This window comes from Roseburia sp. MSJ-14 (assembly GCF_018918225.1).
Classification (GTDB): Bacteria; Bacillota; Clostridia; order Lachnospirales; family Lachnospiraceae; genus Petralouisia.
Genome location: NZ_JAHLQD010000032.1, coordinates 1 through 12,776, shown reverse-complemented (window position 1 = coordinate 12,776; position 12,776 = coordinate 1). Strand labels below are relative to the sequence as shown.

Annotated in this window: 11 protein-coding genes; 8 read left to right on the top strand and 3 right to left on the bottom strand. The window is 38.6% G+C overall.

All coding sequences use genetic code 11. From position 1 onward, the window contains the following. The first annotated feature begins 43 nt into the window (after positions 1-43). The 4 genes from KQI83_RS11335 to KQI83_RS11320 all read left to right on the top strand — a co-directional run bounded on the left by KQI83_RS11335 (position 44) and on the right by KQI83_RS11320 (position 5,531). Positions 44-1,705: a diguanylate cyclase gene (locus KQI83_RS11335; protein WP_216557967.1), complete on the top strand. Its 1,662-nt coding sequence runs from the start codon at positions 44-46 to the stop codon at positions 1,703-1,705. Next, the gene (locus KQI83_RS11330) at positions 1,695-2,480 is read left to right on the top strand and encodes a TatD family hydrolase (RefSeq protein WP_216557964.1); all 786 of its coding nucleotides are present in this window, start codon (positions 1,695-1,697) and stop codon (positions 2,478-2,480) included. Before KQI83_RS11335 ends, KQI83_RS11330 begins: the two co-directional genes overlap by 11 nt. A 21-nt stretch (positions 2,481-2,501) precedes the next feature. Beyond that, positions 2,502-3,371: a 16S rRNA (adenine(1518)-N(6)/adenine(1519)-N(6))-dimethyltransferase RsmA gene (gene rsmA / locus KQI83_RS11325; RefSeq protein WP_216557961.1), complete on the top strand. Its 870-nt coding sequence runs from the start codon at positions 2,502-2,504 to the stop codon at positions 3,369-3,371. A 72-nt stretch (positions 3,372-3,443) separates the two neighbouring features. Next, positions 3,444-5,531 (top strand): methyl-accepting chemotaxis protein, encoded by a 2,088-nt coding sequence (locus KQI83_RS11320; protein WP_216557958.1) that lies wholly within the window; start codon positions 3,444-3,446, stop codon positions 5,529-5,531. On the opposite strand, the gene KQI83_RS11315 is transcribed toward KQI83_RS11320, so the two are convergent. Beyond that, complete coding sequence (locus KQI83_RS11315) at positions 5,526-6,320, bottom strand: TIGR03915 family putative DNA repair protein (RefSeq protein WP_216557955.1); 795 nt, start codon at positions 6,318-6,320, stop codon at positions 5,526-5,528. The two genes, KQI83_RS11320 and KQI83_RS11315, sit on opposite strands and share 6 nt — an antisense overlap. Before the next feature lie 24 nt (positions 6,321-6,344). Further along, positions 6,345-7,697, bottom strand: a complete 1,353-nt coding sequence (locus tag KQI83_RS11310; RefSeq protein ID WP_216557952.1) for a putative DNA modification/repair radical SAM protein — start codon at positions 7,695-7,697, stop codon at positions 6,345-6,347. 138 nt (positions 7,698-7,835) lie between these two features. Here KQI83_RS11310 and KQI83_RS11305 point away from each other — a divergent pair, with 138 nt between their 5' ends. The 3 genes from KQI83_RS11305 to KQI83_RS11295 all read left to right on the top strand — a co-directional run bounded on the left by KQI83_RS11305 (position 7,836) and on the right by KQI83_RS11295 (position 10,112). Continuing rightward, positions 7,836-8,759: a SpoIID/LytB domain-containing protein gene (locus KQI83_RS11305; protein WP_216557949.1), complete on the top strand. Its 924-nt coding sequence runs from the start codon at positions 7,836-7,838 to the stop codon at positions 8,757-8,759. 67 nt (positions 8,760-8,826) lie between these two features. Continuing rightward, positions 8,827-9,594, top strand: coding sequence for a M23 family metallopeptidase (locus KQI83_RS11300; protein ID WP_253295599.1), 768 nt, complete (start codon positions 8,827-8,829; stop codon positions 9,592-9,594). A gap of 245 nt (positions 9,595-9,839) precedes the next feature. Continuing rightward, positions 9,840-10,112, top strand: a complete 273-nt coding sequence (locus KQI83_RS11295; RefSeq protein WP_216558360.1) for a GIY-YIG nuclease family protein — start codon at positions 9,840-9,842, stop codon at positions 10,110-10,112. On the opposite strand, the gene trhA is transcribed toward KQI83_RS11295, so the two are convergent. Then, the gene (gene trhA, locus KQI83_RS11290) at positions 10,107-10,772 is read right to left on the bottom strand and encodes a PAQR family membrane homeostasis protein TrhA (RefSeq protein WP_216557947.1); all 666 of its coding nucleotides are present in this window, start codon (positions 10,770-10,772) and stop codon (positions 10,107-10,109) included. The genes KQI83_RS11295 and trhA overlap by 6 nt on opposite strands. Positions 10,773-10,981: 209 nt before the next feature. Between trhA and KQI83_RS11285 the strand changes: the two genes are divergently transcribed. Further along, positions 10,982-12,571, top strand: coding sequence for a DEAD/DEAH box helicase (locus KQI83_RS11285; protein WP_216557944.1), 1,590 nt, complete (start codon positions 10,982-10,984; stop codon positions 12,569-12,571). The last annotated feature ends 205 nt before the right edge of the window (positions 12,572-12,776 follow it).

Below are 12,776 nucleotides of genomic sequence, written 5' to 3'. Positions count from 1 at the left end.
TTCTTCTTAAATACGTTTTTCTGTAAAGAAAGGATTGTAGTCCATGGATTTTTCCGGATACTCAACTGAGATTAGAAAACTTACAGATGATATTCCAATAAAGGCAATGACAGACTCGGAGAAGGGAAAAGTGCTTTGTGATGAGTTAATTGAAAAAGGCGAGAAAATGCAGGATGCTAAGTTATTAGGATTTGGATACTATCATCTTGCCAATATATATTTTGTTTTAAATGATTATAAGCAGTTTTCTAAATATTTGCAGATTGGAGTGGAATATCAGAAAGAATCTGCCCAATGGTCTATTTTGGCACGTTCCTATAATTTGATGGGAATCAGTGCGGCAGATCAGGGAAATATAACGGTTGCATTGGATCAGTATCTGCAAGGAGTAAAAATAGGAAAAACGTATGAATGTGAATATGAGGTTGCCATGATATATAATAATATGGGACAGCTTTATATGCGTTTAGAGGAATTTGATCAGGCAATATACTATTTTTCAAAATCAGAACAGTTACTTCTAAAATTCACAGAAAATCAGAGAGCAAGACAAAATCTCATTATGATTTATATTATTATGGGAGAATGTTATATTCAGCTTGAAAAAACAGCAGAGGCAGAGGCATCAGAAGGACAAATGACAAAGTGGATGCAGGAAGAAGAACTGGATCATACGGATTGGGTACTGATTTATAGTTTTCGTGCCCGTCTTTGTCATGCAAAGGGGATGGAAGAAGCCTGTGAAGAAAATGTACGAAAAGCAATGGAGTGTATGGATTCTTTTCCGATTTTTCTTGAAATCTGGGAAGATGTGTTTAGCTTTGGGGATTTTCTGTTAAACTTAAAGAAGTATGAGGAAGTCCGGCAGCTTTTTGAAAAATTGGAAAAATGGCTTGAAGATATGCAGGTCATGAATATGAAGGCTGAGTTTTTGCGGTTAAAAATCCGATACCATAAAGGACTTACAAGAAGAAAGGAATACTTAGAGGCTTGTGCGGAACTTTATGAATGTAGGGAAATACAGCATAAAGAGAATCTTGTAATGCTAAGAAGGGCGGCAGAATTACGTTTTAGTCTTGAGGAAGCCGAGGGGAAAGAAGAGACATTACGAAAAGAGACAACCTTATTACGGGAAAAAGCGGAGAGAGATGCCCTTACAGAGTTACCGAATCGGTATCGTTTAAAAGCGTTTGCGGAAGAATTATATGAAAAAGCGTATCGAGAACGGAAGAATTTCGGAATAGAAATTTTAGATGTAGATTATTTTAAACAATATAATGACGGATATGGCCACCAAAAGGGTGATGAATGTTTAAAAACCATAGCAAAAGTATTGCGTCAGTTCACGGAAAAAGAAAAAAATGTTTTTTGTGCCCGCTATGGTGGGGATGAATTTGTGATTCTTTATTATGGAAAAACAAGTGAAGAAATTTTGCATGAGGCAGTAATTTTAAGACAGGAAATATTAAAGCAGAAAATACTGCACCAATATTCTCCGGAGACACACGTTATTACCATTTCTCAGGGAATCCATAATACAATCCCCAAAGAAAGAAAAAGCGTATGGGATTATTTGCATTCCGCAGATGGTGCACTATATCAGGCAAAGCAATGTGAAAAGAACAGTGTGTGTATGAAGTATGAAAAAGAAGATGAACTGGTGGACACAATTGTTCTGGTAAGTAGGAGAAAAGATGATATTTGAAAGTCATGCACATTATGATGATGCGCAGTTCGATAATGACAGAGAAGAATTGCTGACATCTATGAAGGAAAATGGAATAGAGACAATTATAAATGTAGGTTCTGATTTTTGTGGTTGTGAGAAAACCGTAGAGCTTATGAATAAGTATGATTTTATTTATGGTGCAATTGGAATACACCCAAGTGATATTGGAGACTTGAATGATGATACTTGTAGGTGGCTGGAAGAAAAAACCACACTGGAAAAGATAGTAGCCATAGGTGAAATTGGACTGGATTATTATTGGGATAAGGAAGAAGAAATACAAAAAGCCCAAAGAGAATGGTTTGAATGGCAGATGAAATTGGCAAAAAGGGAAGGATTGCCTGTTATTATTCATTCAAGAGATGCAGCGGAAGATACACTAAAGCTTATGAAGGGGATTCATGCCGAAGAAATTCCCGGTGTAATTCATTGCTTTTCTTATTCTAAAGAAATGGCAGCGGAATATGTAAAAATGGGATACTATATTGGAATCGGCGGAGTAGTGACCTTTAAGAATGCAAAAAAAGTAAAAGAAGTAGCAGCAACCGTACCAATGGAACGGATTTTGCTGGAGACAGATTGCCCGTATTTAGCACCGGAACCGAACCGCGGTACACGCAATTCCTCTTTGAACTTACCATATGTAGCAGCAGAAATTGCACATATTCGAGGAATTACGCCGGAGGAAGTAATAGAAGCCACTCGAAGAAATGCACAGCGTCTCTTTGGGGTAAAGGCAGAGAAGGAGTAATAGAATAGGAGTAGTTTAGTTATGGCAACATTAGGAAATCCACAAAATACCATTGCGGTATTGCAAAAGTATAATTTTAATTTTCAAAAAAAATTCGGACAAAACTTTTTAATTGATACAAGGGTTTTAGAGCGCATCATTATAGCGGCAGGCGTGACAAAAGAAGATTTTGTGTTAGAAATCGGACCGGGAATCGGAACCATGACACAGTATCTTTGTGAAAATGCCAGAGAAGTAGCAGCAGTAGAAATTGATAAAAATCTGATTCCTATTTTGGCAGATACCTTAAGTGATTACGATAATGTAGAAGTAATTAACAATGATATTTTAAAAGTGGATATTAACAAATTAGCAGAAGAACGAAATGGCGGAAAACCAATTAAAGTAGTAGCGAATTTGCCTTATTATATAACCACACCCATTATTATGGGATTGTTTGAAAGTCATGTTCCCATTGATAGCATTACCATCATGGTACAAAAGGAAGTGGCAGACCGTATGCAAGTAGGACCGGGGACCAAGGAATATGGGGCACTTTCTTTAGCTGTACAATATTATGCAAAACCGGAGATTGTAGCGAATGTGCCACCAAATTGTTTTATGCCAAGACCGAAAGTCGGAAGTGCGGTAATACGTCTCACAAGACATAAGGAAGTACCGGTACAGGTAGAGGATGAAAAACTGATGTTTCGTATCATTCGTGCGTCCTTTAATCAACGCAGAAAAACATTGGCAAATGGTTTGAATAATGCATCGGATATTCCGTTATCTAAGGAAAAGATTGCTCAGGCAATCCAAGAGCTGGGAGTGAGTGCAAGCATTCGAGGAGAAGCATTAAGCTTAGAGCAGTTTGCAAAATTAAGTAATATTATAAAGAATATGTTGAAATAGATGAAAAATATGGTAAAATTATAATAGTAATCAACAAAATGCACAAATGCGAAGGAGAAGGGGGACTATTATATGAAGTCAATCAAGACCAAAATTACCATATCAGTGCTAATTTGTACATTGATTTCTGTTTGCGTATGTGGAGTTATCAGCATACAGAATGTATACAGGACATCTTATAAAGATTCCAAAAGAATTATGGAATTAAATACTCAGGAGCAAAGTCAGAAAATTAACGGTATGCTTCAAAGAGTATCCCAGTCGGTAGATACAGTATATAATATTGCAATCGCAGACCTAGAAGATCCGGAGGAATTTAAAAGCAACAAAGAGTATGTAGATACCTACACAGAGAAAATGAAAAATGTACTAATGGAGGCGGCATCCAATACAGAAGGAGCACTGACCGCATACATTCGTTATAATCCTGATTTTACAGAACCAACAAGCGGTTTATTTCTTACAAGAAATTCAGATGATGAAGAATTTGAAAGTGTAACACCGACAGATTTTTCTATGTACGATAAAAGTGATGTAGAACATGTCGGATGGTATTATATTCCGGTAGAAAATAAAAAGGCAACATGGATGGAACCATATTTAAACTCAAATATTGATATATATATGATTTCTTATGTTGTACCAATTTATGTAAATGGTGAGTCCATCGGAATTGTTGGTATGGACATTGATTTTTCAAAATTTGAAGAAACACTAAAAGACGATTCCACAATTGATATGGGTTATAGTTTTCTGGCAAATGCAGATGGAAAGGTCATGTATCATAAGGATTTAGAGACGGGAACGCAACTTTCGGATGCAGACAGCAGGTTGTCTACGGTAGAAGCAGCATTGTCAGATGAGAGTAAGGAAGAAAAAATTGTAGAGTATACATATAAAGGTGCTCAAAAAGACTTGTATTATACAAAACTTGACAATGGTATGTTATTGGTAATGACGGTTGCATTGTCAGAGCTTCGTGGGGAAGCAATATACTTAGGAAAAATGATTGCCGGAGGAGCGGTTTTAGCATTGCTTATTTCTGCGGTCATAGGTCTTTTGATTAGTCGCGGATTGACAAAACCGATTCAGCAGATTAATGGAATTGTGGAGTCCACGGCGAAGTTTAACTTTACCCACGATCCCAATAATGATGTTCTTTATAAGAAAAAAGACGAAACGGCAGCAATGGCAGTATCGATGCATAATATGCGAAGAAATCTTCGAAAGATGGTAGAAGATATTCGTACCGCAGATGAAGATATCAGTAAGACAGTTACTCAAATGACACAGACAACAGATCAGGTCAGTGAAATGGGAGAGAGTAATGTAGCAGTTACCCAACAGCTTGCAGCGGCAATGGAAGAGACAGCAGCAACCATGGAAACCGTAAATAATACAATTGCAGATATTCGTCAACGCGCAGAAGTAATCCGAAACCGTTCAGAGGTAGGACAAAAAGTATCTGTTGAAGTAAAAGAGCGGGCTGGTCAGCTAAAAGGTAAGACACAGAGTGCAAGTGATAAAACAACCCAAATGTACGAAAACGTACGACGCAAGTCAGACGAGGCAATAGAGCAGGCAAAGGCGGTAGAGCGAATTAACGAATTAACCAAAGCAATTTTGGATATTTCAAGTCAAACCAACTTATTGGCTTTAAATGCATCCATTGAGGCGGCAAGAGCAGGTGAAGCAGGAAAAGGATTCGCGGTGGTAGCAGGTGAAATCGGTTCTTTAGCTGATCAAACTTCCAATACGGTAACAGATATAAATGAGATTATCGGAGAAGTAAATACAGCAGTAGAAAATATGGCAACTTGTTTAGAGGAAAGCTCAGAATTCTTAGAGAAAAATGTATTAAGCGACTATGGTAGCTTTAATACAGTTGCAGAGCAATATACAGAAGATGCAGCAGAATTTGAAGGTGACATGAGTGAAATCGGCGGTCAAATCGAGGTGCTGCAAAAAGCAATTACCGATATTGCGGATGCAGTGGAAAATGTAAGTAAAACAGTAAGTGAGGCTGCGGGTGGTATTACCGATATTGCACAGAGAACACAGGAAATGTTCCAAATTGTGCAAGTGAATAATACATTAGTGGATAGCAGTGAAGAAAATATTGCAAAGTTGCAAGAGATTGTAAAAATGTTTCAGTTATAGGTGAGAAGAAAATTCTACCGCATCTTTTTGAAAGCGTTTCGGAATATTTTGATTTTGCAATTTGGGATTGCATCTGGCTTCAATAGCAATACTTTCAAAAAATCCACACCACAATTTCTGATATTCCAGTTCTTGTGGAGAGAGACGTTGCAATAGTTGTTCATCCAGGTCCTCTGTGCCGGTAAGGAAAAAGTAAGAACCTTTCCGGTGCAGGGCGGCCTTTTTTCGTGTCTCATCATAAATCATAAAGTTTTCTTCCGGTAAACGATCCGAGAAATGATTTGCCAGAAAGGATAATACGTCATTTTTCGGATGAATACGGGCGAAAAGAACACCATTTTCTAATTCTTGAAATCGCAGAAAGCCAAGGAGATGATGGGCTTCGTTTCCTGTGGCACGAGACAACTGAAACACACGATTTACATAAGGTTCTCCAAGATAATCTAACACACGATTGCCATTTTTTAGAGATAATCCCAAAACAATTGTGCGATAAACGGCATCTGCCTTAGGCATATAGTTGTGCCTATGAGAAGATTCCTCTAAAGCAGAAGCAGCTTCGCAAATCTGAGAAAATACTTCCTCTCCCAGTTGCGTTCGTAACGTGTTTGCGACTTTTTGACTCTTTTCTGTATCGGGAGTAACCGTAATATATTCATCAAACAGTGTGTAATTGTCAGGAGTATGCGTGGTAAGAGAGACATTTTGATGTCCGTAACGGCTTGCCCAGGCATCATATACTCCCGTAAAAATTCCATCAATACTATCTTCACAAAGGAAAATATACATAAGTTGTCCTCCTTTTCTTCCTTGCTAAATGACGGTAATCTGTTGTCCCGGCGGAATAATCTGTGTATCGGTAAGATGAAAATCTGCCCGCATATTCTGGTCAAAAAAACTTAACTGTTGATAGCCGGATTCCCGAATATCCTTTGGAATCTGTGTTTTATCACGCATAAGGTTTTGGCAGATATAGTTCTCTTCTAACTTGGTGTTATACATCATTTTCCCGGAACAGGTGATAAAGTAAAGGGCTCTCTTTAAGACAACCCCGATTTTTTTTAAGTCATCAAAAGTGAGTTTATTCATACGACGTGCCTTTACAATACGTTCCGCAGACTTGTAGCCAATGCCGGGAACACGCAAAAGGGTCTGATAGCTGGCACGATTGATTTCTACCGGAAAATATTCCAGATGACGTAGAGCCCAGTCACATTTCGGGTCTAAAAAGATATTAAAGTCCGGGTGTTCTTCAGATAACAATTCCGATACTTCAAACTTATAATAACGTAGCAACCAGTCTGCCTGATACAGTCGATGTTCCCGTAGAAGCGGAGGTCCACCGGTGGTAGCAGGAAGATTAGAATTGTTGTTTACATTCACAAAGGCAGAGTAAAATACACGCTTTAAAGAAAATTTTTTATAAAGCCCTTCTGCAACGCTCATAATCTGAAAATCATTTTCCGGGGTAGCACCGATAATCATCTGGGTAGACTGACCTGCCGGAACGAAAGTAGGAGCCTTGCGATAAACCATAAGCTCATGCTTATTTTCTGCAATTCCATTCTGAATCTGCCGCATAGGTTTTAAAATTGTCTTTCGTGACTTATATGGGGCAAGTTGTTTTAAACCATCCGAAGTAGGAAGTTCCAGATTAATACTCATACGGTCTGCAAGAAATCCGGTTTTTTCCACTAAAACAGGGTCAGCACCGGGAATAGCCTTTACATGAATATAACCGTTAAAGTGGTGAACGGTTCTTAACTGATAAACTGTTTGGTATATTAAGTCCATGGTATAGTTGGGACTTACCATGATACCGGAGCTTAGAAAAAGTCCTTCGATATAATTACGGCGATAAAACTCCATGGTAAGAGTACAGACTTCTTCCGGAGTAAATGCAGCACGTTTTACATCGCTATTGCAATTGTTCAGGCAGTAGGCACAGTTAAAAATACATTCATTTGTAAATAATATTTTCAAAAGAGAAACGCAACGACCGTCTGCGGAAAAGGTATGGCAAATGCCGGGCGCAATGGAATTTCCCATACCCTTGCCGGTGCCTTTGCGGTCTACCCCGCTGGAAGTACAGGCAACATCATACTTAGCGGCATCTGAAAGAATCGTTAATTTCTCCATTAAATCCATGTTCATTTGTAAGTTCATCTAAATCCCTCCGATACGAACAAATGTTCTAAAACAACAATAGCATATTTTTTGAGAAAATGCAAGAACATTTGTTTGGCAAAAAACTGGTATTTTTTTTGAATGTTTTACATAAGCTACATCAGAAGGGGGATACCTATGAAAGAAAAAATAAAAACATTTTTATTTATATGTGTATTGGTAGTGGCAATTCCATATATTGCGACGTTGCTATTTCAAGGAGAAGAGACAAGCTTAAATCAAAAAGATGTAGAAAAAATAAAATTGAGAGATACATCTGCGGATGCAAAAGCAAAGGAAATAGATGTAGAAGAATATGTAAAAGGCGTGGTGGTTAAACAGATTTCATTGGAAAGTGAAGAAGAAACCTTAAAGGCGCAGGCAGTGATTGCAAGAACGATGATTGTAAAAGCACAGAGGGAACAAAAGAAATTACCGGATTCCATGGATGCACAGGAACTGTTGAAACTTTTTGAAAAAAAGGGATTTGAAGAAAAATACCATTTATTAGAACAGGCAGTGGCTGCAACCAAAGGAGAGATTTTGACTTGGCAGGAAAAACCCGCAGAAGTGGCATATCATGCGGTAAGTGCCGGAAGGACAAGAGACAGTCAGACGGCATTGGGAAGAGAAGATGTTCCTTATTTAAAAGCGGTAGACAGTATGACGGATATTTCATCTCAGGATTATTTAAAGGTTATTTTTATGGAAAAAGAGGAGTTAGCACAAAAATTGCAGGTGGCAGACAACGCACTTGCGCTTAGTCCGGAGGAAATCCCGGCAATGATTCAGATAACTGGAAGAGATGATAGTGGGTACGTTACACAAATACAAATAGGAAACATTACGTTGTCCGGCGAGCAGTTCCGGCAATATGTGGGATTAAACTCAGCCTGTTTTTACATAAAAGAAGTAGAAGGACAGGTACGAATTCTTACGAAAGGGTTAGGACATGGACTGGGAATGAGCCAGTATGGAGCAAACGACATGGCAAAACAAGGAAAAACCTATAAAGAAATTTTGACATACTACTATAAAGAGTTAGCATTAAAAATATATTAAAACCACTGCATAAACCTGTTTTTTTCGGCAAGACTAACAAGGAAAATAAAAACAGGAAGGTGATAGGATGAGAGGAAGAAAAACAACAACAGGATGGAAACAAAAGTCTTATATCATTGCAGCGGTAATTATGTTAGCGGCAGCGTTTGGAATGACTGGTGTTTATTATTCCCAACAGACGAAGAAGCAAGAAGCCAAGCTGGCAAAAGAGCAGGAATTATTAGAAAAGCAAGAGGTAGCAAAGGAAAAGCAGGAAACCCAGAAAAAAGAACAGCAGGCTAAACTGGAAGAAGAGGCAAAACAACAGACAGAAGCCGTATCCGGAATAATCCAACCGCAGAATAATGCGCAGAATAGTGATTTCTTAGATGCGCCGGAAACAGTTGTGGAAAAAGAACCTGTGATGCAGGAAGTAGAGCCGCACTTTGACGCAGAAAATATCGGATGGCCACTGCAAGGAAATGTAATAATGAATTACAGTATGGATCAGACGGTGTATTTTGCTACATTAGACCAATATAAGTATAATCCTGCAGTTATCATACAGGCGGAAGTGAACACACCGGTAGAGGCGGTTGCCGCAGGAAAAGTAACGGCAGTGGAAAATAATGCAGAAACAGGCGCAACCGTTACAATAGATATGGGAGACGGTTACAGCGCAGTATACGGACAGTTGAAAGAAATAGCCTTTCAAACAGGAGACAAGGTGACAGAGGGCGATGTGATTGGTTATGTCAGTGAACCTACCAAATATTTTTCTGTAGAAGGAGCAAATTTGTATTTTGCGTTACAAAAGGACGGAGCACCCATAAATCCTATGGAATATTTGGAGTAGCCAAAGGAAAGCATTCTTTACAGGTTTTGGAAAAGAAAGTATAATAAAAGATAAATATGACTGCATTTAGATGGCTGGAAAATACAGGCACAAGAGCCTGAAAAAAGCATAAAATGAAGTATAGATAGAAAAAACGCAGTCGTATAATTTTAACAGGTAGTGTGAATTTGAGTGAAGTACAATGGGAACGACTGCTTTGCATACAGGAGACTGCAAGGCAGTCTCTTTACATAGAAGGAACAGATATGAAACAGAATGTAACGTATATATTAGAATGTAGTGATAAAACTTTATATACCGGATGGACAAACGATATGGAAAAGCGATTAGAAGCACATAATTGTGGACAAGGTGCCAAGTATACCAGAGGAAGGACTCCGGTGAAGTTAGTTTACCTTGAAGTGCATGAGACGAAGCAGGAGGCAATGCAACGGGAAGCAGGAATAAAAAAACTTTCCCGTAAAGAAAAAGAGGCTCTGATACAACAGTATCAAAGCCAACAGAAACATGGATTATAAAATCGGCATTTTTGCCACGAAACAGTACATCATGATAAAGTGACAGATGCTTCCACCCATAACGAACAAATGGAAGATTTCGTGGGAACCGAAGTTCTTGTGTTTTGCATTGAAGATTGGTAGCTTCAATGCATAAATAATACCGCCAATGGTGTAGATGATGCCGCCTGCCAGGAGCCATCCGAATGCCTGTGGGGATAAGGAATTGATAATCTGAGTAAATGCCAGTACGCAAATCCAACCCATAGCAATATAAAGTACAGAAGAAAACCATTTTGGACAAGTAATCCAAAAACCCTTAATTAGAATTCCGGCAAGGGCAATTCCCCATACAAGAGCTAAAAGTGTATAGCCTAATTTTCCCCCAAGCACAATTACACATACCGGTGTATAGCTGCCGGCAATTAATACGAAAATCATCATATGGTCTAGTTTTCGTAAAATGCGGTTAGTATGCTCAGACAAATCTAATCCGTGATAAGTAGCACTGGCTGCATAAAGTAAAATCATGCTAATGATAAAAATAGCAAGGGATATGACATGCACTTTGTCTGGATTGGTAGAAGCTCGTATCAAAAGAGGCGTAGCAGCAAAAAGTGCCATCAGCATACCAATAAAATGAGTAATAGAACTACCTGGTTCTTTTAATTTAAATTTCATATAATCATCTCCTCTAGAATTATTATATGCATAGAATTGAAAAATATAACATGTAGTATTAAAAACCATATTAACGATAAACAAATACTACTACTTATAGAAAACAAAGTCAATAGGAGCGCTTGAAAAATTTTTAGAAGTTTGACAATCAAGGTAATCTCTGTTATGATAAGCAACAGGCTTTAAAACTAGCCAACGAAAGGAAATATATGGAAACAGTAAGATTTGATGAATTAGATTTATCTCCTCAAATATTAAGAGGAATTAAGGAAATGGGATTTGAAGAAGCGAGTCCAATTCAGGGAAAGGCAATCCCGGTAGTGTTAGCCGGTGGCGATGTAATTGGTCAGGCACAGACGGGAACCGGAAAGACTGCTGCCTTCGGAATCCCTTTATTAATGAAGGCAGATCCGCAGAATAAAAAGACACAGGCGATTGTATTGTGCCCTACCAGAGAATTAGCCATTCAGGTAGCCGATGAGATTCGTAATCTGGCGAAATACATGCATGGAGTAAAAGTGCTTCCGGTATACGGAGGACAGGAGATTAGTAAGCAGATTCGTTCCTTAAAGGGCGGAGCGCAGATTATCGTAGGAACTCCGGGACGTGTTATGGATCACTTGAGAAGAAAGACCATTAAGTGTGATTTCATTAATACCATTGTATTGGATGAAGCAGACGAAATGCTGAATATGGGATTCCGTGAGGATATTGAGACCGTATTGGGATATCTGAAGGAAGACCGACAGGTGGTGCTCTTTTCCGCAACTATGCCAAAGGCAATTTTAGATATTACCAGAAAGTATCAGAAGAATGCCACAACAATTAAGGTGGTAAAAAAGGAACTGACAGTACCAAATATCGAGCAGTATTATTATGATGTAAAGCGTAAGGATAAAGTAGAAGTATTAAGTCGTCTTTTAGATGTATACAATCCAAAGCTTTCTTTGGTATTCTGTAATACCAAGCGTATGGTAGACGAGCTGGTAACTGCATTGCAAGGCAGAGGTTATTTTGCAGAAGGACTTCATGGAGACATGAAGCAGCAGCAACGTGACCGTGTAATGAATAACTTCAGAAATGGAAAAACAGAGATACTGGTAGCTACCGATGTGGCAGCACGAGGAATTGATGTGGATGATGTAGAAGCCGTTTTTAACTTTGATGTTCCACAGGATGATGAGTATTATGTACATCGTATCGGAAGAACCGGACGTGCCGGAAGAACCGGACGTTCCTTTACCTTTGTAAAAGGAAAAGAAGTCTATAAGTTAAAGGATATTCAGCGTTACTGTAAGACAAAGATTCTTGCACAGAAGATTCCAACCATGCAGGATGTAGCCCAGGTAAAATTAGAAAAAATTATGGATAAGGTGTCCACAGTGATTGAGGAAGAAGATTTGACACCAATGCTTGATATGATTGAAAATCAGGTAAACGAATCCGATTACACAGCCATGGATATTGCAGCAGCTTTCTTGAAAATGGCAATGGGTGGAAACGAAGAACAAAATTCCGAAAAAGACAATTTTGACTTTGGTGATACCGGAGCAGAAGAAGGAATGGTTCGTCTGTTTATTAATATCGGAAAGAAACAGAAAGTAAAGCCTGGAGATATTTTAGGAGCAATTGCCGGAGAATCCGGAATGCCGGGAAAATTAGTAGGTGCTATCGATATGTTTGATAAGTATACCTTTGTAGAGGTTCCGAGAGAATATGGCCGCGAGGTTCTTTTAGCATTGGCAGGAGCTAAGATTAAGGGTAAGAGCATCAGTATTGAGCCTGCAAATCAAAAATAATAAATGAAAAACCTAATCCCCCAGCTATGCTGGGGTGAATGGAGTAAGCAGTAGCGTGTAGGATAACGATAAAAAGCCTCCTGTGCTACAATGAGAAAGGTATCGCAAGCCAATCTCAAAACAAAGGAGGCGGTCCTTAATGGACAATCAAAGTTTATCACATGTTCGCTGGAAATGCCAGTACCATATAGTTTTCATACCAAAG